Source organism: Pseudosulfitobacter sp. SM2401 (assembly GCF_042932805.1).
GTDB lineage: Bacteria > Pseudomonadota > Alphaproteobacteria > Rhodobacterales > Rhodobacteraceae > Ascidiaceihabitans.
In genome coordinates, this window is the sequence record NZ_CP170633.1 from 3,500,868 (window position 1) to 3,522,148 (window position 21,281).

26 protein-coding genes are annotated in these 21,281 nt (G+C 49.6%); 14 read left to right on the top strand and 12 right to left on the bottom strand.

Going from position 1 to position 21,281, the window contains the following annotated elements; all coding sequences use genetic code 11:
• Positions 1-18 precede the first annotated feature (18 nt).
• Positions 19-1,371 (bottom strand): FliI/YscN family ATPase, encoded by a 1,353-nt coding sequence (locus ACFIO0_RS17135; protein ID WP_390911608.1) that lies wholly within the window; start codon positions 1,369-1,371, stop codon positions 19-21.
• 82 nt (positions 1,372-1,453) lie between these two features.
• On the opposite strand from ACFIO0_RS17135, the gene ACFIO0_RS17140 reads away from it, so the two are divergent.
• The 9 genes from ACFIO0_RS17140 to ACFIO0_RS17180 are packed head-to-tail and all read left to right on the top strand — an operon-like array spanning position 1,454 to position 6,005.
• Complete coding sequence (locus tag ACFIO0_RS17140; RefSeq protein WP_390911609.1) at positions 1,454-1,837, top strand: FlgB family protein; 384 nt, start codon at positions 1,454-1,456, stop codon at positions 1,835-1,837.
• A gap of 8 nt (positions 1,838-1,845) precedes the next feature.
• A complete protein-coding gene (gene flgC / locus ACFIO0_RS17145) occupies positions 1,846-2,238 on the top strand; it encodes a flagellar basal body rod protein FlgC (protein WP_390911610.1) in 393 nt (130 codons plus the stop codon).
• A 37-nt stretch (positions 2,239-2,275) separates the two neighbouring features.
• A complete protein-coding gene (gene fliE, locus ACFIO0_RS17150) occupies positions 2,276-2,560 on the top strand; it encodes a flagellar hook-basal body complex protein FliE (protein WP_390911611.1) in 285 nt (94 codons plus the stop codon).
• The gene (locus ACFIO0_RS17155; protein WP_390911612.1) at positions 2,560-2,829 is read left to right on the top strand and encodes a flagellar biosynthetic protein FliQ; all 270 of its coding nucleotides are present in this window, start codon (positions 2,560-2,562) and stop codon (positions 2,827-2,829) included. The genes fliE and ACFIO0_RS17155 overlap by 1 nt, the downstream gene beginning before the upstream one ends.
• Position 2,830: 1 nt before the next feature.
• Positions 2,831-3,544 carry a flagellar hook-basal body complex protein gene (locus ACFIO0_RS17160; RefSeq protein ID WP_390911613.1) on the top strand — a complete coding sequence of 238 codons (714 nt, stop codon included), beginning with the start codon at positions 2,831-2,833 and terminating at the stop codon, positions 3,542-3,544.
• A 19-nt stretch (positions 3,545-3,563) separates the two neighbouring features.
• Positions 3,564-4,349 (top strand): flagellar basal-body rod protein FlgG, encoded by a 786-nt coding sequence (gene flgG / locus ACFIO0_RS17165; protein ID WP_390911614.1) that lies wholly within the window; start codon positions 3,564-3,566, stop codon positions 4,347-4,349.
• Positions 4,346-4,768: a flagellar basal body P-ring formation chaperone FlgA gene (gene flgA / locus ACFIO0_RS17170; RefSeq protein WP_390911615.1), complete on the top strand. Its 423-nt coding sequence runs from the start codon at positions 4,346-4,348 to the stop codon at positions 4,766-4,768. The genes flgG and flgA overlap by 4 nt, the downstream gene beginning before the upstream one ends.
• A gap of 10 nt (positions 4,769-4,778) precedes the next feature.
• Positions 4,779-5,510, top strand: coding sequence for a flagellar basal body L-ring protein FlgH (flgH, locus tag ACFIO0_RS17175; RefSeq protein ID WP_390911616.1), 732 nt, complete (start codon positions 4,779-4,781; stop codon positions 5,508-5,510).
• A gap of 12 nt (positions 5,511-5,522) precedes the next feature.
• Entirely contained in the window at positions 5,523-6,005 is a 483-nt protein-coding gene (locus ACFIO0_RS17180; RefSeq protein WP_390911617.1) for a flagellar basal body-associated FliL family protein, read from the top strand.
• On the opposite strand, the gene ACFIO0_RS17185 is transcribed toward ACFIO0_RS17180, so the two are convergent.
• The 10 genes from ACFIO0_RS17185 to fliL form a co-directional block, all read right to left on the bottom strand.
• Positions 6,002-6,415, bottom strand: a complete 414-nt coding sequence (locus ACFIO0_RS17185; RefSeq protein WP_390911618.1) for a hypothetical protein — start codon at positions 6,413-6,415, stop codon at positions 6,002-6,004. The two genes, ACFIO0_RS17180 and ACFIO0_RS17185, sit on opposite strands and share 4 nt — an antisense overlap.
• 2 nt (positions 6,416-6,417) lie before the next feature.
• Positions 6,418-7,503, bottom strand: a complete 1,086-nt coding sequence (gene flhB / locus ACFIO0_RS17190; protein WP_390911619.1) for an EscU/YscU/HrcU family type III secretion system export apparatus switch protein — start codon at positions 7,501-7,503, stop codon at positions 6,418-6,420.
• Positions 7,500-8,270 (bottom strand): flagellar biosynthetic protein FliR, encoded by a 771-nt coding sequence (locus ACFIO0_RS17195; protein WP_390911620.1) that lies wholly within the window; start codon positions 8,268-8,270, stop codon positions 7,500-7,502. The genes flhB and ACFIO0_RS17195 overlap by 4 nt, the downstream gene beginning before the upstream one ends.
• The gene (gene flhA / locus ACFIO0_RS17200) at positions 8,270-10,345 is read right to left on the bottom strand and encodes a flagellar biosynthesis protein FlhA (protein WP_390915359.1); all 2,076 of its coding nucleotides are present in this window, start codon (positions 10,343-10,345) and stop codon (positions 8,270-8,272) included. The genes ACFIO0_RS17195 and flhA overlap by 1 nt, the downstream gene beginning before the upstream one ends.
• A gap of 12 nt (positions 10,346-10,357) precedes the next feature.
• A complete protein-coding gene (locus ACFIO0_RS17205; protein ID WP_390911621.1) occupies positions 10,358-11,080 on the bottom strand; it encodes a transglycosylase SLT domain-containing protein in 723 nt (240 codons plus the stop codon).
• A 75-nt stretch (positions 11,081-11,155) separates the two neighbouring features.
• The gene (locus ACFIO0_RS17210; protein ID WP_390911622.1) at positions 11,156-13,453 is read right to left on the bottom strand and encodes a hypothetical protein; all 2,298 of its coding nucleotides are present in this window, start codon (positions 13,451-13,453) and stop codon (positions 11,156-11,158) included.
• Positions 13,450-14,319, bottom strand: coding sequence for a flagellar motor stator protein MotA (motA, locus tag ACFIO0_RS17215; protein WP_390911623.1), 870 nt, complete (start codon positions 14,317-14,319; stop codon positions 13,450-13,452). Before motA ends, ACFIO0_RS17210 begins: the two co-directional genes overlap by 4 nt.
• A 67-nt stretch (positions 14,320-14,386) precedes the next feature.
• Complete coding sequence (locus ACFIO0_RS17220; protein WP_390911624.1) at positions 14,387-14,983, bottom strand: MotE family protein; 597 nt, start codon at positions 14,981-14,983, stop codon at positions 14,387-14,389.
• Positions 14,980-15,387, bottom strand: a complete 408-nt coding sequence (locus ACFIO0_RS17225) for a hypothetical protein (RefSeq protein WP_390911625.1) — start codon at positions 15,385-15,387, stop codon at positions 14,980-14,982. Before ACFIO0_RS17225 ends, ACFIO0_RS17220 begins: the two co-directional genes overlap by 4 nt.
• A 10-nt stretch (positions 15,388-15,397) precedes the next feature.
• Complete coding sequence (gene fliL / locus ACFIO0_RS17230; RefSeq protein WP_390911626.1) at positions 15,398-15,886, bottom strand: flagellar basal body-associated FliL family protein; 489 nt, start codon at positions 15,884-15,886, stop codon at positions 15,398-15,400.
• A 122-nt stretch (positions 15,887-16,008) separates the two neighbouring features.
• On the opposite strand from fliL, the gene fliF reads away from it, so the two are divergent.
• The 4 genes from fliF to fliP are packed head-to-tail and all read left to right on the top strand — an operon-like array spanning position 16,009 to position 19,279.
• On the top strand, positions 16,009-17,658 hold the full coding sequence (gene fliF, locus ACFIO0_RS17235) for a flagellar basal-body MS-ring/collar protein FliF (RefSeq protein WP_390911627.1): 1,650 nt from the start codon (positions 16,009-16,011) through the stop codon (positions 17,656-17,658).
• Positions 17,655-18,257 carry a hypothetical protein gene (locus ACFIO0_RS17240; RefSeq protein ID WP_390911628.1) on the top strand — a complete coding sequence of 201 codons (603 nt, stop codon included), beginning with the start codon at positions 17,655-17,657 and terminating at the stop codon, positions 18,255-18,257. Before fliF ends, ACFIO0_RS17240 begins: the two co-directional genes overlap by 4 nt.
• Entirely contained in the window at positions 18,250-18,543 is a 294-nt protein-coding gene (locus tag ACFIO0_RS17245; RefSeq protein ID WP_390911629.1) for a FliM/FliN family flagellar motor switch protein, read from the top strand. The genes ACFIO0_RS17240 and ACFIO0_RS17245 overlap by 8 nt, the downstream gene beginning before the upstream one ends.
• A 10-nt stretch (positions 18,544-18,553) precedes the next feature.
• On the top strand, positions 18,554-19,279 hold the full coding sequence (gene fliP, locus ACFIO0_RS17250; RefSeq protein WP_390911630.1) for a flagellar type III secretion system pore protein FliP: 726 nt from the start codon (positions 18,554-18,556) through the stop codon (positions 19,277-19,279).
• Positions 19,280-19,282: 3 nt separating this feature from the next.
• Here fliP and gmd read toward each other — a convergent pair whose 3' ends face one another.
• Positions 19,283-20,401 carry a GDP-mannose 4,6-dehydratase gene (gene gmd / locus ACFIO0_RS17255; RefSeq protein WP_390911631.1) on the bottom strand — a complete coding sequence of 373 codons (1,119 nt, stop codon included), beginning with the start codon at positions 20,399-20,401 and terminating at the stop codon, positions 19,283-19,285.
• A gap of 52 nt (positions 20,402-20,453) precedes the next feature.
• On the opposite strand from gmd, the gene ACFIO0_RS17260 reads away from it, so the two are divergent.
• Positions 20,454-21,188 carry an extensin family protein gene (locus tag ACFIO0_RS17260; protein ID WP_390911632.1) on the top strand — a complete coding sequence of 245 codons (735 nt, stop codon included), beginning with the start codon at positions 20,454-20,456 and terminating at the stop codon, positions 21,186-21,188.
• Positions 21,189-21,281 lie beyond the last annotated feature (93 nt).

The following is a 21,281-nucleotide window of genomic DNA, read 5'->3' on the forward strand; positions in this document are numbered from 1 at the left end:
TTGTGCAACAAAGCCATCTCAACGCGTCAAAACCTGCGAACTCTTCGATTGAGCCCTGCGTAGAATCAAGTTGATCTGATCGAAACAATGATCGATTCCTTGCGTATCTAATTTTGCGAGAAATCCCTCAAATTCAGGCCATAACTGGATAGCTAAATCGATTTCTGGGTCACTCCCTTGGGCGTACAGACCAGCCGTAATCATCATTTCGTTTCGTTCATAAACGCTTACAACTTTTCGCATTTTCTGGATGGTTTCGTTTTGCTCAGGCGTTGCTGCAGCCGGTAAGCTGCGTGAAACAGATTTCAACAAATCCACGGCAGGATATCTTCCGCGCTCTGCAATCGTACGATCCAGGACAACATGCCCATCCAGAACGCCGCGCAGGACATCTGCGATTGGCTCGTCCATATCCGATCCCGCAACCAAAACGCTGAAGACCCCTGTTATATCTCCTTGCTCTTCGGTGCCGGGCCCAGCGCGTTCACAAAGTGACATAATCAAGTGAGACGTCGATGGTGGGTGCCCTCGCAAAACTGGCGCTTCACCTGCTGCCACTGCCACTTCGCGGTGCGCTTCTGCAAAACGGGTGATAGAATCTGCAAGGAACAGAACGGATTTACCTTCGTCGCGGAAATGTTCTGCGACCGCCATGGCTGTCCAAGCACATCGTCGTCGCACCAAAGCGGATTGGTCAGATGTCGCGGCAACAACAACTGATCTTTTTAAACCCTCTTCGCCAAGGACACTGTCAACAAAATGACGTACCTCACGCCCCCGCTCACCAATCATTGCAATTACAACGACATCGGCCTGCATGTGCTGAGCAAGCGCACCTAACAGGCTGGATTTCCCAACGCCTGAACCGGCAAACAGCCCAATTCTCTGCCCCTTCACAATGGGTAAAACGGTATTGAATGCGGCCAATCCGGTCGACAGCCGCTCGCCCATCGCTCGTCTTTGCGCCGGTGGTGGAGGGGATGCACGTAACGGGCGCGCAGCAAATCCGTTTCTCAAGTTTCGCCCATCCAATGGTTGCCCATCCGGATCGACAATACGACCAATCCAGGCATCACATGGCGCAACCATCGCAGCACTGTGCACAGTCGCACGATCACCCAATGCGATCCCCTCTAATTCGCCATCTGGAAGCATTGTTAAGGTGCTACCTGCAAGCTGAACCACCTCGCCTTTCAAGACTTCGGCATCTTCACGCATGACTTTAATGCGATCACCGATGCAGGCTTGATCTGCCAAGCCGGTGATAATGACGACACCGCCAGTGACGCCAGATACACGCCCGACCGAACGCACAGGGCTTAGCCGCGTCAACTGTGATCGCATCGTCAATAAGGTGTTTTCGCGATTCATTACAATCCTCCACAAATCTCACACTCTTTCTAAAGGAATCAGGGTTAAGCCTTGATTGAGATTGCTCGAGGGAGAAGCCCCGATGTTTGAAAACTTAGATGTCTTTAAGATATCGCACGCCATGGCAACACATGCTGGTCAACGCCAAGCATTGATTGCGCAGAATGTGGCGAATGCTGATACGCCCGGATATATCGCACGTGATATTCCTGCGTTCAAAGCCGCCTATGAAAACGACGGATCTAGTTTGCAACGGGCAACCCGCAGCAAACATTTGAACGGTGTTTCCGCGAACGGCAATTCAACCCCGATAGATCAGCGCGCTATGGCGTCGCCCGACGGAAATACCGTGTCCATTGAACAGGAAATGCTCAAGGCCACCGACACCGTTCGTCAACATGATCGTGCTCTTGCGATCTACAAGTCATCGCTGGGCATTCTTCGTTCCGCGCTTGGCCGCAGATAGGAAATCAAATGAGCGAATTTTCAAAATCACTCAGTGTGTCGTCAAGCGGATTGCAAGCGCAGGCTGCACGACTGCGGCACCTTTCAGAGAATATCTCAAACGCAGATACGCCGGGTTATCGCCGCAAGACCATTTCATTTGAAACAGCTTTCGGTGCAGGTGATTCAGTATCTCGCGTTGAAACTGGCCGCGTGAATTTGGACACCACAGATCTAGAGCGAATCTATGACCCTGCGCATCCATTGTCAGATGACACAGGTCACTATGATGGATCGAATGTTGATCTTTTGATTGAGCTTGCCGACGCGCGAGAAGCGCAACGTAGCTATGAAGCAAATCTAAAAATGTTCGAACAAGCCCGCAAGATGTCGGGCAGTTTGATGGAACTCCTCCGCCGATAAACACAACCCAGATTTGGGAACAGAAAGGACATCCAGAATGGATATCAATGCAATTTCAGCCGTACAAAAGTACGCAGCATCTAAACCTGCTACAGACCCCGCAGCGGGTGGGCCAGGCGGCGTTCTTGGCAACGTAGCCATGGATTTCGCGGAAACATTGGCGCGCGGTGAAAACACATCCAAGACAGCCATGATCGGCGACGCCGACCCACATGCATTGGTCCAAGCATTGGCGCAAACCGAGCTGGCGGTGGAAACAGCAGTGACCGTCCGCAACAAGGTTGTCGAAGCCTATCAAGAAATTTTGCGGATGCCTGTCTGATGCTCAACGAGGTCATCTTTTTTGATACTTTGCGCCAAGGCTTGTGGGTTGCGGTCGTTATTTCGATTCCAATTCTCGTTGTTGCTCTTGTTGCCGGCGTCACAATTGGCCTCGTTCAAGCATTAACCTCAATCCAAGAAATGACGCTGACATTTGTGCCAAAATTGGCCGCCATCATCGTCGTTTTCTGGATGTCGATGGGGTTCATGACGCAAACGCTCGTGTCGTTTTTCCACGAACGCATCATCCCGCTGATTATCGGAGCATAAAATGGACAACACAGGTTACACAACGATAACACGCCAATCAGGTTTGATGCGCGAAATGCAGGTTGTCGCGAACAATATTGCGAACGCAGCCACCACAGGTTTTCGCGAAGAAGGAGTTATTTTTTCCGAATATGTCATGGCAATTCGGGATGGGCCGTCTCTATCAATGGGTCAAGGGAACGTTGGAAAAACGAACTACCTGCAAGGCACTTTGGCACAAACAGGTGGCACGTTTGACTTTGCGGTTGAAGGCGATGGATACTTTTTAATCGAAACGCCCCAAGGCGAACGATTGACCCGCAACGGCGCATTTTCACCCAATGCGGATGGCGATCTTGTCACCATGGACGGGTTCCGAGTTTTGGATGCCGGCGGCGCCCCAGTCTTTATTCCGCCCGGTGTCGGTAGCATCGCTGTTTCAAGCGATGGCACGCTAAGTGCGGATGGCAATCTGGTTGGCCAGCTCGGATTGGTGGAACCCACCGAACCGTTAAATATGATCCGCGAAGACGGCGTCATGTTCCGCGCAGACGATGGGTATGAACCGGCTGAAAACGCGCGCGTTCTACAAGGCTTTGTCGAAAATTCCAATGTAAACGCCGTCTCACAATTAGCGCGGATGATCGAGGTTCAACGCGCCTATGAAATGGGCCAAAGCTTTCTCGAAAGCGAAGACAAACGTGTGCGATCCGCGCTTGAAATACTCACCAAATAATTCCCGATAGGAGGCAGACATGCGAGCACTTCAAATTGCGGCCACAGGTATGGCAGCGCAGCAAACACGGGTCGAGACGATCTCGAACAACCTCGCGAACATGAGCACCACTGGCTACAATGCCCGTCGTGCGGAATTCGCCGATTTGCATTATGAACAACGCGCACGGGCCGGCGCAGTAAACGCGTCTGATGGAACTGTTTTGCCAACGGGTGTGCAGCTTGGCCTTGGGGTGCGACCCGCGGCCGTCTCGATGCATTTGGCCCAAGGTTCCCTATCTGCAACTGGTGCCGATCTGGACGTCGCCATTGACGGCAATGGTTATCTGGAAATCACACTGCCTTCTGGCGCATCTGCGTATACTCGCGACGGCGGATTGAAACGGACAGGCGAAGGATTGATCGTCACATCAGACGGCTATCCTGTTGCACCCGAAATTGTGATTCCGTCTGACGCACGCAGTATTTCCATCAACGGGGATGGCGAAGTTTACGCCTATTTTCTAGACACATCCGAAGCGCAACTTTTGGGACAATTCACTTTGTCCGGCTTTACCAATGCAAAAGGCCTCGAGGCGCTCGGCAGCAACCTGTTTTCCGAAACAGAGGCTTCCGGACCCGCGCTGATTTCAAATCCTGGAGAAAATGGCCTAGGCACACTTCGCCAAGGATATTTAGAAGACAGTTCGGTCGATGCGGTACGTGAAGTCACGGAACTGATCGAGGCTCAACGCGGTTACGAAATGAACGCCAAGGTCATCTCTGCTGCTGATCAAATGATGAGCGCGACGACGCAAATCCGATGAAACATTGGTTGATCTCATTCGCTTTGTTGCTGTGCGCACAATCAGCCGTCGCAGACATTGTCGTCACGACGCGAACATTGCGACCCGGCGATCTAATTTCGGAATCCGATTTGGGAATAAAGGCAGGCGAACGAACCGATAGCTACGACCGAATGAGGGACGTTGTCGGACAAGAAGCGCGCGTGGCCTTGTACCCAAATCGACCAATCCATTTCGATCAAATCGGACCGCCTGCGTTGGTTGACCGAAATCAAATCGTATCCCTACGATATTCTGGAAAAAGCCTGATGATCACCACCGATGGACGATCACTAGAACGCGGCGGAATTGGGGATCGGGTCCGGATTATGAATCTTTCTTCACGCACCACTTTGTTTGGCATCGTCCAAGCAGACGGAAGCGTCGCGGTAACACAGTAAAGGTAAGATTATGCGTGTATTTTATGTCTCAGGACTTGTCGGAATTTTGGCACTGACCGCATGCGGACGAAGCGATCACATTGGCAAAGCCCCTTCGTTCTCGCCTGCTGCAGAAACAGCAGAGCATTCCGCAATGGTTTTTGAAGGGTTACCGGCCCGGATCGAACCAGAACGGCCAATAGATCAAGCCTCACTTTGGAGCAGAGAGCGGCAATCGCTGTTAGGTGACAGGCGCGCAATTCGGCGCGGCGACATTCTGACGGTCGTAATCGAAATTGACGAAAAAGCGGAAATTTCAAACGCTACAGGCAGATCACGATCCGGCGCGGAAAGTTTAGGTATTCCGCAATTGGGGGGGCTGTCGCAGCGACTTGATAACGCATTGCCTGAAGGGGCATCAGCGTCGGAGTTGGTGTCAATAAACTCAAGCAGCACCTCATCAGGCAACGGATCAGTAAAACGCAAGGAAAAGCTAACCTTGCGAGTCGCAGCCACAATCGTCGATGTTTTACCAAATGGCGTCCTGTCTATCTCAGGATCACAGGAACTGCGCGTGAATTTTGAGTTACGCGAACTGCTGGTCACTGGATATGTGCGACCCGAAGACATATCGCGCCAAAATGAAATCACTTATGACAAGATCGCATCAGCACGTGTGTCTTATGGTGGGCGTGGGCAAATTACTGATGTTCAGCAACCGCGCTTGGGACAGCAAGTGCTTGATGTTATTTTACCTTTTTAGGGCCTTAGTCACATGAAAAAATTACTTCCACTTATCCTCTTGTTGGTTGGTTCGGGTGCCGGAGTTGGCGCAGGAGTGTTCTTGCGGCCTCCTCCTGTCGAAAAAACAGAAGCCGAACTGGTGCAGGAGAAGGAGGAAAAAATGGAAATGGCGGCCGAAGAAAAAGCTGCGAACTTTGAATACTTCAAAATGAACAACCAGTTCGTCGTCCCGATCGTCGCAAAAGATCACGTAAGCGCACTTGTCGTGCTATCGCTGAGCCTCGAAGTGCCAGCAGGTAGAAAAGATGCCGTGTTTGCACGAGAGCCCAAACTAAGAGACGCATTTTTGCAAGTTATGTTTGATCATGCAAACCTAGGTGGCTTTGAAGGCGAATTCACCAACGCAAACAATTTGGATATCTTGCGAAATGCTCTTCGTGAAGTTGCTAAAAAGCACATGGAAGACGGCATTTCCGACGTTCTAATTATGGAAATTGCTCGGCAAGATTACTAATCTTTATTCTGCAAAGAATGCCCGATTGCTTGATCAAGTGCACGGTGCCGGGCAACCTTGGCTTTTTCGTTAGAGGCCAATTGAAACAACTTTTCACTGACCGTTTTTTTGCCAAACGCCTTCCGCACTCTTCCAATATTCTGCTCTTTTTGAGCTAAGACCCGTGCCAGCTCAAGATTCAGTTGTGCGCGGGTTTTGACCAGCCAACCTTCCCACAACAGATCGGCACCAATTGCTCGCATGTCTCCGATTGTAGGTTTATGATCTGCTCGAACGGCTTGGGCATTGCTATCCAGCTTTCTGAGCTCACCACGTAAATGCGCTTCACGTTGCAAGATGGCACGCAAGGATTGTTGTGCTTTCAGATACATCGCGTCCGTGATGCTATGTAGTCTGCTGAAATCCGACATATTTAGACCTGCTGTTTGGCGCGTTCACGCATATCTTCGGCAAATCGAATGGCTGCCGCTACTGACTGATACAAGTCAGTCGGAATTTCGACTCCAATATCGACGACAGCGAAAAGGGCACGCGCTGTTGGTGGATCACTGCGAATCGGAACACCGTTGCTTTGTGCTACTTCACGAATGCGTGCCGCCACTTCATCTAGGCCTTTAGCGACGCAGATTGGCGCTGACCCGGATGAACGGCTCCATTTTAGAGCAACCGAGTAGTGAGTAGGATTCACAATCACCACATCAGCGTCAGGAACATCTGCCATCATCTGATTCATGGCTATGGCCTGAGCCCGCTGGCGTCGTTCTTGCTTAAGGTGTGGATCACCTTCTGATTCTTTGCTCTCGTCAGTCATGTCTTTGCGAGACATACGGTTCTTCCTGATGTGTTCAGAGTGCTGCCAAAACGCATCGATCGCACCAATTGCGCCAGCCACAACAACAACCACGAACAAAAAAGCGATGCACAATTCGGCCAAATACGTAACGATCATCCCAGGAGATAACTGCACAGACGTCACAATCTCGGGCAACCGGCCTTTAAGGAAAAACGCCAAACACGTGGAAAATATGACCAGTTTTGAAAAACTTTTGGCAAATTCAAACAGCCCGCTGCGACCAAATTTGTTTTTGGCGTTTGAGATAACGGAAATTTTTGAGAGCTTTGGCTCAAGCTTTGAAGGGGCGAAAACGAACCCGTTTTGTGCCGCAATCGTCATTAGCACAGCAAGTGCAGGCAACAAGAAGATCGGCAAAACAGCCCAGCCGACGCCTTTTGCGATGCCTCCTATTGGCGTCGCCGCATCGCCTTCAAAAACCAATTTGGACAGCGTTCCTGGTTGATCGAGCAATGTCGTTAATGTTGTGCCCAGATTTTGCACAACTGTTGCCCCTACTAATAAAAACGCCAACGTCAGCCCCGCATAACTGGCTGCGGTATTTAGGTCCGTTGACCGAGCGATTTCGCCCTTTTTACGCGCGTCTTCAAGCTTCTTTGGCGTCGGATCAAACGACTTTTCTGTATCATCATCCTGACCACTCATGGGAGCAACACAAAGGGATTTGCCATAAAGCTATCTAAAGCGTCCAGCCAGACTTTGAGCATCAATGGTGACGCAACACACAAGAGAAACAATCCGCCTGCTGTAATGACAGGTGCGCCCACAAACGCCACCATAAGTTGCGGCATGGCTTTGTTTATAGCGCCTAAGGTTAAATTGTAGAGAACCGACAAAAGGATGAACGGTGCACCCAATGTAAAGGCCAATTCAAAAGCGCGTTTGACTTGCGCGACTCCCCATTCCGCTACATCACTTCCACCAATGAACATGTTGGATGGCAAAATGTCGTAAGATAAAATCATCAATTCAGCTGCCTTAACATGCAACCCCATCATTACCGCGAGCGCCAAACCTGCGATGGTCAAAACATACCCAATAGCGGCCAATGGTTCGATTGCAGCGCCACCCAGCAATTGAGATAGCGACGTTGACTGAGCGGCGATCGCACCAGCCGTTTGTAAGGCCAAAACGAACAACCGGATACCTACGCCAATCAATAGCCCTGAAATAGTTTCTGACAAAGCCGTTGTCAAAACGGCCCCTAAGCCGCTAGGAATTGAAGAGACTGGAACGCCCGCTGCAACGATCATGGTAAACGCAATAGTGACCGCCAGCTTTACGCGCATTGGCACTGATTCCTCGCCAAATGCTGGCAAAAGGGAAACCACGGCACCAACACGCAGGAAAACTGCAAACCCATGCCAATAGTAGACATTTGTTAGATCAGACAGTTGGGCCAAATTTTCCATTATGCTGGCACGACACCAACTAACGCAGGACGCGCATCGACACCAATTTCCTCGAATGACAACACCGGCGCAGTCAAACCCTTTGCCCGCATAACTGTCCGCAGAAACCTACGGCGACGTGTATTGGTAACTATCGCTGGAAAGACACCATTTTGGTTCGCGTCTTGCAATTTTGCCGCAACATTGTCTGCCAACAAATTGAAAATGTCTGGCGGCAGCGCAATGTCCAACCCCCGATCTGCGTCGACTTGGTAGGTCGCAAACGTGTCCTCCCATTCCGGAGCCAACTGCACCAATGGAACAGTTCCATCGTCGCGACGCACTTCAGCCACTAACTGGAAACCCAACCTTTGACGAACATGTTCACATATCGCCTCAGGCATCGCATTCTGACCACGCGCTTCGGCCGTTGCTTCTAAGATTAGCGGTAGATTTCGGATCGAAACTTGCTCGTCCAACAAGAGTCGCAAGACCGCATGCAAAACATCAACTGGCACTTTGTCAGGGATCAATTCATCCAGCAGTTTTCTATTCGCTTCAGCGCGTGCCGGATCTGTTATGTTAACCATTTCCGCCATCAATCGGCGCAGTGATTTCAATGTAAGCAACCTGCTGAAGTTTCGCTTAACTACTTCTAGCAGATGCGTTGCTAAAATCTCCGTGGGTGTCACCAAAGTAATACCGTTCATCGCAGCACTTTCTTGGTCGCGATCATTGATCCACCGCGCTGGCGCGCCATAAACAGGTTCGATCGTATCTTCGCCTTCGGGCAAGGTTACGGGGCCGTCAGGCACAAGCGCCAGTATTTGATCCGGGCTAACATTTGCACGAGCTTGCTCCACGCCTTGAATGCGGACGATGTATGTTCCGCTTGCCAAACCAGGATGATCAGTAAGGCGAATCTCTGGTAAAATTAGGCCAAATACAGAGGCGACATGGGTGCGCATGTTTACGATTCGAGCATCCAATCCGGTTCCCGGATCCAACACCATGTTAACCAAATCAGGCGCAAACTCGATATGAATGTCGTCCAGCTCTAAAATGTCTCCCAATGGGCGTTCAGTCGGAGATTGTAAGTCCTCTGATGTCTCTGGTTCAACCGCAGCCTCAGTCGCATTATTGCGCCGAATGAAATAAGCAGCTGTACCTAAACCGATGGCACCTATCATGAACGGAAGGAAAGGCAGACCCGGAAGTAAGGCAAACCCCCCCATTAAAACAGCTACAGTGGCCAGCGCAGTTGGATGACGACCGAGTTGCGCAAAGACAGCCAAGTCTGTCGCACCTTGGGCGCCGCCTCGCGCCAACAACAGTGCAGATGCGATGGAAATAATTACCGCAGGAATCTGAGTTACAAGCCCATCGCCAACTGTCAAAATTGCATAGGTTTCGAACGCTGCACCGACTGGCATTCCATGGACGGCAATGCCCATTATCAATCCCGCAACGAGGTTTAAGAGAGTAATTAGCAGGCCTGCTACTGCATCGCCCTTTACGAATTTAGACGCACCATCGAGGGATCCAAAAAACGTTGTTTCCTGTTGCTCGCGCTCACGACGTGCTTTGGCTTCTTGGTGGTCAATCGCGCCGGCTGACATATCACTATCGATTGCCAACTGCTTGCCAGGCATTGCGTCCAAAGCGAACCTTGCACCAACTTCGGCCATGCGAGCAGCGCCTTTGGTGATCACCATAAAGTTGACAATCAACAAAACACAGAACACGACTAGTCCAAGAAAAACACTGCCACCCATAATGAACTGGGCGAATCCTTCGATCACTTCACCTGCAGCTTGCGTACCAGTATGTCCCTGCCCGATAATCAACTTTGTTGAAGATACATTAAGCGACAAGCGTAGCATCAGCGATGCCAATAGAATCGTTGGAAACGCAGAGAAATCTAAAGGCCGCTCGATGAAAAGGGTAATCGTAAAAATCAAGATCGCGAGAGCAAACGAAGCCGCCAAACCAATGTCCAAAATTACAGATGGAACCGGCAAAATCATCATAACGATGATCGCCATCAATGCGACTGCAAGAAGAACTGTAGGACTAAATAGTGCTTTGGAATTCATCAGCATTGAACTCTATCCTCCTGAAATCAAAGAGGTGCTATCAACATTGATGCTAGCCGGTTTCAACGGTACCAAAGAGCCCAAGATTGCCGCGTGATTTTGCTTGGAGAGTAAGGGATAGTCATTAAGTCCCGTTGCTGTTTCGATAGGTAAATCAGGTATTTCTTTACCCAATCCAGCAAGAATTTTTTCATATCGGGCTTTGTATAAATTTGCGTATTTTGGTGTCCTTGAATGATAAGCACCAACGGCGGCGGACCATGATCCCAATTCTGCGCGAAGCGACTCCAAAAATTGCGCAGCATACAAGGCATTTTTATCCGGATCGAACATTTCTTCGATCGAAGCAAATGCATCGCCATGCCATTTGTAGTTTATTTGAAAGCAGCCGACGTCAAAACTACGGGCACCTTGTTTGAAGTGGCGGAAAACGTAGGCGCGCGCGCTGTCCTCCGATTCAAACCACTTTCCAGTACCTTCCATATTCACCGTCCAAGGCCACGGAACGAAACCTATACCCTTTTGCCTCCCAGTTTCAGCCCGTGTGATTGTTCGTAAAAGGGCAAGCGGTACATCTGTTTTCGATGCTGCAAATTGAGCCGCTTGATCACAAATCTGTTCGGTGGATGCCAGCACTGGCGCAGAAAATGCCGCGCTGATTAATAGGGAAAGCGCTCTAAATACAGCGCTTTTGGCAAAAGTTGATTTTGAAGTTTGAAGCAATGTAAAATCCAATCACGTTCTGTGATCGGTTGAGTATCGGAAAATACAGTTTATTTTTAGTAACTAACATCACATAAGAGTGCCGGATTATTCGAGATTATTTTGTAAGATGGAATCAATCAACTCCCTTGATTGTAAACTTTCTGCCAATAATCCTTGAGATCTCGCCATCATACCAGCTGTCCCTTCTGACTGATCCAGGGTCCGATTCGAAACAGGGAGTAACTGTCCAAAACCAGAAACACTCGGATCTGTAAGAGATTGCCATTCTTCGGCGAGCCAAGCGTTGTTTTGTGCCGCTTCGAAGTCATCCATTTGAGAATAGAGGTTGTAGGCTGAAGCCCATTCAGATTTTTTCTCTTCTGCCTGAGCCATCAATTTGATAACGTCGTGACCCTCAAGGTCAATCAAGAATGCACTTGCTGCAGCTGGCCTACCTAAGTTTAGCGCGATTTCAGCACGCAACTTCTTTTGTTCAGGAGTATTCACGCCAACGTTAGCATCAATCAATATCCGTTCTGATGTTTCCGAAAAACCAAGTTTCTGCAAGCGCTTTGCGACTTCAAAAACGTTACCTTTGTCTTCCATTTCCACTAGGCTTGGTATTTTCGTAAAAACAATTTTCAAAAAGATTTCATCTTTGGCTTCAGTAGATAATATCTCAAATATATTTGATTTAAGGGCTTGCGCGTTCTGAAATACACTCAATTTTTTCACTGCGTCAAAAGCCTTATCGAATTGACCAGATTTCGCAAGAGCTAAGATATGTATTTTTTTTAGCTCGTCTCCAATAGGAGATCCATTGAGTTCTGTGGCATAGGCTTCAACCAAACTTGCTGTGGCAATGTCTATGGTACGCCCCGCGCCCATCTCGGATTTTATTAATCCAATCAAAGCCCGAGCCGAGAATTCTGAATTTGAATTCACTACATCAGTAAGCATTTTTTCGGCTACATCTGATTCACCCTTTGAAATCTCTATCTCTGCGCTGGCCAACAATGCACGCCCATCAAGTTGAGTTCCCAGGCGATCAAGGTTGCGCATTGCAGTTTGTGCGCTGGGTCGATCTCCGTATTTCAAAAGGCGCATACTTAGATCTGGCGATAAGACTTTTCTCAAGTGAGCTGGTAGGGAATCGAGCGCCCTTAGCACAGCTTGTGTGTTCACAATTTTGCCTTCACTTAGTGTTCTCGCTGACATAACTGCCCAAAGGGCTGCTACGGAATCACACTCCGAATATTTCTGCAAAACCCGCCCGTCTTCAGCAGAACCATATTCCAAAATTTGCGCAATCTCGAACAATTCTGGCCAATTGTTGAACCCACCTTCAATCAAATTCAAAGTGTTTTTGGCTTCGGCACCGAAACCAAAATGGATGTACAAGCGCACAAGAGCGATAGAATTTCTCTCGTCAATTTGATCAAACTCTCCAAAAATGGCGCGGCGACGATCTCCCAACTGTTGTTCGAAAGGCCTATTGTCACTCCAAGCATTGATGTCAACACGGTCTAGATTTATGCACTTTTGCCCAGACGACATAATACCATCAATCGGGTTTTCCAGAAACAAATTGTCGGCGCTGGAAGTAATGCGAATTTGTCTGTTCTGGATTTCAGTTTCGTTTTGCTGAATATGGGAAGAATTGAAAATACTGACATCAACTTGGGGGTTTTTGCGGTTGATGGAAGGTTGACGAAAAACTAAATCAGGACTAAGCAACCCGCGCGAAGAAGCTGATCCGATTTCTTGAATCAGTTGCTCTTGTATCACCTGCAGATTTTCCCGTTGCGCTGCGGACGGTTGATCACTCAATGCTTGTCCAGAAATGGGTAAACGCACTACGGACGGTTTAGACTGAGAAGTCAGTTGGATTGGGTCGACTTCCTGCAGTATTCTAGAAACATTGGATGCAGGTGTAAATTCTTCCAACCTAGGATTCAAAAGTTGCGCGCCAAATTGCAAAGGCTGGGAACTCTGAGGTAACCTTGGTATCTCCATAAATGCTGTATTACTTTTCGTGGAGTTGTCTTTGATTTCCTTAATGTCGACAACCAGTACTGTTTTCCCAATCTCGAAAATGTCGACAACACATTCGCAGCCTACTTGAAATCCAAAATTGGAATTTTGAGTCGTGAACGACTTTACCCGGTCGTTGTTTATGTATTTGTAAACCGTCTGAGTTTTGAAACCATCGCGGTGATTGGGAAACCTTATTGTATAATCATTTTCCGCCTGATCATATACCCATCCTTGAACCCCTCTCCCTTCAAACACCAATCGGGAAAAATCACCATGTTCGCCAGAGCTGACTGGAATTGATTCACTTGACGCCAAGCTGCACCATAGCGACGCAAACAAAACAATTAGGATTCGAAAAAGTGTCATGCTGCGCTCTGCTTTACGGCCTTTAAAGCTTCTTCCAATTCGGAATAGCTAGGACGGCAGTGCGTTGGCGTATTTTGGCGACCAACTTCAATGCAAATATTGGTTGAGTGATTGTGTAAATTGGCGACCAGAACTTCGCGAATCAATTGATAGAAGTGGCCATCTTCTTCGATGACCACCTTTACTTTCGCTGCAAATGGACCAACTAATCCATAAGCAAGAAAGACGCCCAGAAATGTCCCAACTAGGGCACCGCCAATTAGTTTTCCCAAAACTTCTGGTGGTTGGTCGATAGATGCCATTGTTTTGATAACTCCCAAAACAGCTGCGACAATCCCCAGCGCTGGCAAACCATCAGCTACTGTTTGCAATGCGTGACTGGAATGCAATGCGTGATGCATGCTGGCATCCATTCGCTTTTCCAAAACCTCTTCAACCTGATGTGGATCATCATAATTCATTGATGCTGAGCGCATGGTGTCACAAATCAAAGCCGTTGCCTCTGCATCTGCAACGATCTTAGGATACTTGGAGAATATACTTGATTCTGCTGGCGCCTCGATATGTTCTTCGATCGCCACAGGATTTTGACGGGCCAATCGAATAAGTTCAAACAATAGACAAAGTAGATCACTATAGTCGTGATGCGCCCATTTTGGACCCTTAAATACTTTACCAAGATCCTTAACTGTATGTTTGACTTCAGCAAGACTGTTGGAAATCATAAATGCACCAATTGCAGCGCCCAAGATCATCGTCATTTCAAAGGGTAACGATTTAAGAATGATGCCCATCTTGCCGCCAGCGGCTAGGTAGCCGCCGAAAACCATTACAAAAATGGTTATAATTCCGATGATCCCAATCATGTTTTTCCCCAGACTGTTTGTGGTTCAACCATCTATTCAGATCGAAGTTAATAAACCTGCCTACTCTCTAGCTTTTCGGAGCATTTGCATTCCGCCCGGCCAAAATTACGCTGATTGTATATGCTGTTTCAGGCTTCAAGCCCGACAAAATTGCCGCCGCCGAATCGGGACGCATACGACCTAAAAATCCAGCGGCGAACTTTGGCTCCATTTCTTCAAACAATGCAGCCGAGTCTTTTGGCTTCATATTTTCATAAACCGTTGTAAGGCGTGCGACATCGTCTTCAGCAGCAGTATCTGCGCGTGCCAAAGTGGCGCTCAATCTTTCTTCAGCAAGCTTCAGCGCTTCGATACGGCGCTCAATTTCATGCTGAACAACATCCAGCGCTTTGCCGCGCATTCGCTGTTTCAGTTCTATTTCAGCTACACGTTCTTCACGTTTTTGGATTGCATTTACTAACGCGGAAATTTCGACTGTTTCAGTTTCGACCTGGATGGGTTTTTCCAGCATCGCAGGCTCTGAACTTTGTGGAGCCTCTTCGGATTTTGCCATAGCCGCAGATGTGCCTAGCCCTATCCGCAGCACCGCTGATCCAATCAGCAACCCTACAATCAAAAAGAGTGGGCCCGTCCTGTTTTTTGTCCGGCTTTTTTTCACAATCATTGGTTCGCTCCGTTTGAACTGTGCCGCACAAACATTGGTTGAGCTGTTTCAGAAGGTGGAGGCGCGGAAACTGGCTCAACGGGCGCTGCTTCAATACGTTGCTCTGGAACTTTTGGCCCTGTTGGAATGTCATGTAATGATGCCATCTGCAGCTCTAACTGTTTTGACATTCCTTCTGCGCGCGCAGTTAATTCTGTCAGCGTCTTGGCAGAACCAGCCGCGGTCGCTTGGGCCGCATTTAGCGATTTGTTCAAATCATCTACTTGCGCGGAAAGGACCGCAACGGCACCACCTACGCCTTGTTCAAGACTGTTGAATCGCTTCAAACGTCTGCCAAGAACCAAGCAATAAAACGCGGCGCTTACAGCACCTGCGACCAACAATATGTCAGCGATCATTTCCATCTTTTTACCCTCAATTCAGTACAAATTCTGTGATCAAAAGATCGTTGATGCGCCCGTCACCCAGTACGATCTGAACGCGGCGCAACATTTGCGCGCGCAACCGGATCAAAGCCGCCGGATCTTCCAGATCGCTCGTTTCCAACGCTCGCAAGTACCCATTCAAAACATCAGTGACCCGTGGCAACAACGTCTCAACATCAGCTTGAAACTGGCTGGGCACCTCAAGGTGCGCGCGAAAGCTAAGATGTCTGTTTGCCGAACCAGGGCGTAAAGAAATCACGATTGGATTTACTTCTACAAATGCTACATCGGCCAACTCGGACACGGAAATTTCTTCTGCATGGTTTGAATCATGCGATTCGTCTCCCAAAATCATTCCTGAAAACGTCGCATAAAACCCTCCTCCTCCACCTATCAAGGCGGCTAAAAGCCCAAATACCAAAGGCTTTTTGGACGGTTTCTTTGGTGTTTCTTCAAGCTCTTCTTCTGACTCAGACATATGCATCCCATTCGATGGCTTCGAAATTTGTATAACCTTAGATGCACTAACCGATTGTTAAGCCTGATCGTTCATTGCTGTGATTGAGGTCGGGCAGAAAGCCGGACATATCGGAGGCCATTGTGCAGCAACTCTTAAATGCGTGGACCGGGTTAGACCTGCGTCGGCAAATCATCGTAGTAGGAGCCACGGTAGCGATGTTTTTTGCCGTGCTCGCAATGTCACGGATGGCGACAGCGCCGAGTATGACACTGCTTTATGCCGGTTTAGAAAGCGGTGCAGCAGGGGATGTTGTTCGGTCACTTGAACAACGCGGTGTGGTGTTCGATGTACGTGGTGGGTCAATCTTTGTTGACGCAAAAGAGCGCGATCAGTTGCGACTTACGTTGGCCAGCGAAGGGTTGCCTGCAAACTCTAACAGTGGATACGAACTACTCGATTCGTTGTCTGGCTTTGGCACAACATCACAAATGTTCGATGCAGCATATTGGCGCGCGAAAGAAGGCGAATTGGCCCGCACGATTGTCTCTAGCCCACATATTTCCATGGCTCGTGTTCATATCGCAACAACTGGTTCCAATCCGTTCCAACGCGGTGTCACGCCCAAAGCGTCTGTATCCGTTACGCCAAATGGCGGCAGCGTTTCTGCCCAGCACGCAAAGGCTGTTCGCTATCTTGTGGCATCAGCCGTGTCCGGATTGGCACCAGAGGACGTCGCAGTCATTGACGCCAATGGCTCGCTAATCGGAGCCACGGACGACGCTGTTCCTGCCGTAGGCGGTGACGACAAAGCTCAGGTTCTAAAAGAGCGCGTTCAACGATTGTTAGAGGCCCGCGTTGGGTTTGGCAATTCCGTCGTTGAAGTCAGCGTTGATACGGTCACCGAAAGCGAAGCAATCCGCGAACGCCGCTTTGATCCGGAGGGGCGCGTCGCAATCAGCATCGATACAGAACAGCGCACCAATTCATCAAACGACGCCGGCGGCGGTGATGTTACTGTTGCCAGTAATCTGCCCGAAGGTGACGCAGGAAATGGAGGCGACAACTCGTCCTCGCAGAACAATGAAACGCGCGAACGGATAAACTACGAAGTTTCCGAAACAGAAACAGAAATCGTGCGTGCACCAGGTGCGATCAAACGACTGACGGTTGCTGTATTGGTCAACAACGCGACGGTGGTTGGCGAAGATGGCCAATCCAACAACGTGGCACCCCGCGATGATGCCGAACTTGAGGCACTACGTGAACTCGTTTCTTCTGCTGTTGGTTTTGACGAAACACGTGGGGACATCATCACAATCAAATCCATGTCTCTACAATCGGTTTCACCAGCTGGAACTGCTGCCGGCACGTCTGTTTTTGACTCAATTAATCTAGACTTGATGTCAGCTTTGCAAATGGCTGTCCTCGCCGTCGTTACACTAATCCTCGGACTGTTCGTCGTTCGCCCCGTTCTTGCACGCGCACCACAAGCTCTTCCCGCTCCAGCGCCGGGCCTGCCTCAAGAGCAGATTTCACCAGATGCTTCACAACAGCAATCGTTGCCAGCACTTTCAGGTGAAATCGACCCGGTTGGTGACTTTGATTTGCCCAGCTTTGATATTGGATCGGACTTTAGTGAACTGCCTGATCTTCCGATGGGTGGCGGCGCGGCTGGCGGTAGCATGTCCGAAGATCCAGTGGATCGTCTTCGGTCTATGATCGGTGATCGTCAGGAAGAAACCGTTGAAATTCTGCGCAGCTGGCTGGAAGAAAAAGAGGAAAACGTATGATGTCTCTTTCTCATAGATATCAAGAGTTTGGCTCCAAGACTGTTGGCGTAGATGCGAAACCTGACCTCGACATGTCAGAAATCGAAGACGAAAAGCTTGCCTGTTTCGAAGCTGGCTTTCAGGCCGGTTGGGACGACGCTGTAAAAGCGCAATGCGATTCCAACACGCATATCTCGTCCGATTTAGCGAAAAACCTTCAGGACACGTCTTTCAGTTACCACGAAGCACGTTCTGCTCTTATCAAATCACTTCGTCCATTGTTTTCAGACATTACTGACACTCTGCTGCCTGCAATCGCACGCGAATCTTTGGGTGCCCACGTCGTCGAGCAACTAACAGACATGTCACGCGAGGCGTTGGACCAAGTGATCGAGGTTACGATTGCGCCCCAAAATGTCGAGCCAATCGAACAATTGCTAAACAACGCCCTTCCCGAACCGTTTGTCTTGATCAGTGATCAAAATCTCGGAGAGGGACAGGTATTTCTAAGGATCGGTTCTAATGAACGTGAAATCGATCTGGAGCAGGTTGTCTCTAGTATCGCAGCCGCGATGGAGACGTTCTTTCAACACGCCCAAGAGGATGTGACACATGGATGATTCGACCGCAAAACCTAACTTTGCCGCAGATACCAGCAACCCATTTACCGCTGTTCCCATCGAAATCACGGTATCCGTCGGCAAGGCGCGACCTCTGGTTCGTGACCTTGTGATGTTGGGCGCGAATGCTGTGTTAACTTTGGACAAACGCGTCGATGACCCGGTTGAACTTTTTGTAGGCGAAAAGTTAATCGCACGTGGAATGCTTGAGGAAGACGAAGCAAGCGGAAGCGGTCAGCTAAATGTGCGGCTGACCGAAATCATCAATTTGCAATCCGGCCTGTAAGCGGTTCTTGATGTCTCGCGCGCTCATATTGCTGGTCACTTTACTGACCATTTCCAGCCCGGCTTTTGGTCAGGATCTATCCGTTTCGCTTGGCGATGATGGATCGATCAGTGCGCGGACAATTCAGCTTTTTGCCCTGATTACGGTGCTCAGTATTGCACCTGGTCTTGCAATTATGCTGACCTGTTTTCCATTCATAGTCACCGTCTTGTCGATCTTGCGCCAAGCCATCGGACTACAGGCATCGCCACCCAATATGCTGTTGGTGAGCCTCGCAATGTTCCTAACATACTTTGTGATGGAACCTGTTTTCACAGAGGCTTGGATCAACGGATTAGAGCCGCTCACCAACGAAGAAATTGACGCAGAAACCGCGTTTATTCGCACGTTGGAGCCGTTCCGAGTGTTTATGGCAGCCCGCATGGACCCCGACACTTTCTCGGCCATGGCCGATCTGCGCCCGGACACACGTGGTCAAACACTAGCACCAGAAGCGCCACTATCGGTCATGATCCCGAGCTTTATGTTGTCCGAGATCAGCCGCGCGTTCCAAATCGGGTTTCTTATATTCTTGCCGTTTTTGATCATTGATCTCGTCGTCGCCGCGGTCCTGATGTCCATGGGCATGATGATGGTGCCGCCCGCGATCGTCTCGCTCCCGTTCAAACTGGCGTTCTTTGTCGTCGCTGACGGGTGGAGCTTGATCGCCGGCGCGCTGGTACGAAGTTACTTTTGACGATTATTTCTCTGTGCTTAGGGCTGCGTTGTATCCATGCGATCGCAACAACGCGCTTTGCTTTGCAATCTTCAAATCTTCTTTCACCATTTCAGTGCACATTTCCTGAGTTGTGATTTTCGGTACCCACCCCAAAACCTCCTTGGCTTTGGTCGGATCACCTAGCAGCGTTTCGACCTCGGCGGGACGGAAGTAGCGCGGATCGATCCGCAAAATCACATCACCTGATTTCACCGCAGTTACATCATCGCCAGTGATCGTATCGACAATACCAACCTCATCTATGCCAGTCCCTTCGAACCGCAACGTCATGCCAAGCTCGGCGGCACTCCATTCGATAAATTGGCGCACAGAATATTGCTTGCCCGTCGCGATTACAAAATCATCCGCCGTGTCTTGTTGCAGCATCATCCATTGCATACGCACATAGTCTTTGGCGTGGCCCCAGTCGCGCAGCGCATCAATGTTGCCCATGTACAAACACGGCTCTAACCCCAACGCGATGTTGCACAAAGACCGCGTGATCTTGCGAGTCACAAAGGTTTCACCGCGGCGCGGGCTTTCGTGGTTAAACAAAATACCGTTGCAGGCGTACATTCCGTAGGCTTCGCGATAGTTAACCGTCATCCAGTAGCTATAAAGTTTTGCGACAGCGTAAGGCGAACGCGGATAAAACGGGGTCGTTTCCCGCTGCGGCGTCTCTTGCACCAAGCCATACAATTCAGACGTAGATGCCTGATAAAACCGTGTCTTTTCCTCAAGACCCAACAAACGGATCGCCTCAAGCAAGCGCAATGTGCCCATGCCGCTTACGTCGGCTGTATATTCCGGCGATTCAAAACTGACGGCAACATGGCTTTGCGCGCCAAGATTATAAACTTCGTCAGGCTGCACTTCTTGGATAATGCGCGTCAAGTTCGAGGAATCCGTCAGATCGCCATAATGCAGCTTTAGCCGCGCATCCGGCACATGCGGGTCCTCAAAAATGTGATCAATCCGCTGCGTATTAAACGATGACGAACGTCGCTTGATGCCATGAACTTCGTATCCCTTGGACAACAAAAACTCAGCCAGATAAGATCCGTCTTGTCCTGTAATTCCGGTGATCAATGCGCGTTTCATGGCTGCTCCTTCTCATTTGCCTCGTTCCTAAGGGCTTGGATGCAATGCCGCAATGGGGCGTGACATGCTAGGGCGGTCAATCGCCTCTGCTTTGACGGCAATCATCAGTGTCGCAATTTTGCTTTTTGCAGGTTTGGGTGTGCTGATTTACATGCCGGATTCGCCGCTGCCAGATCACTGGAATCCAGCCAAGCCTTTGGTCATAAATGATCCCGTCAACATGTTGACAGACTGGAAACTAGCCCGTGTTTTGGCAAATGGTGCGCTGTGCAAAGCCACGCTTGCAACCGGTGCCACGTACAACACGCAACCCGAAAAGATTGATGGCCCAAGATGCGGGATCACAGATCACATTTCGCTTCAGCGGATCGGAAATGCACAAATCAAACCTGTGAACACCAGATGCCAAACTGCGTTGCGCTGGGCAATGTGGACGACGCATGATCTGCAACCCAAGGCGCGGGAGCTGTTCGATCAAGACATCCGCGAAATCAAACATTTTTCTAGCTACAATTGCCGCGAAATTCGCACATCCGCCGGGTCTGGTGGACGGATGAGCACCCATGCCACAGCCGAGGCAATCGACGTCGCTGGTTTTGTTCTACAAGACGGCACCTCGGTCGATCTAAAAAGAGATTGGAGTGGCGCCACATCTAAATCCGCGTTTCTGCGGCACGCTAACACATCAGCATGTAAATGGTTTCGTGTCACCCTTGGGCCAAATTACAACGCGCTGCATGCTGATCACTTTCATCTGCAACACACCGGTTGGGGGTTGTGTCGGTAGGCGAAATACCTCCGCACGGGGAAAGCGACTGAAAATTTCCCTTTGTTTTGGCTGAATTGGACTCTAACCTCTCACGCAAGGCCTGAAAGAACG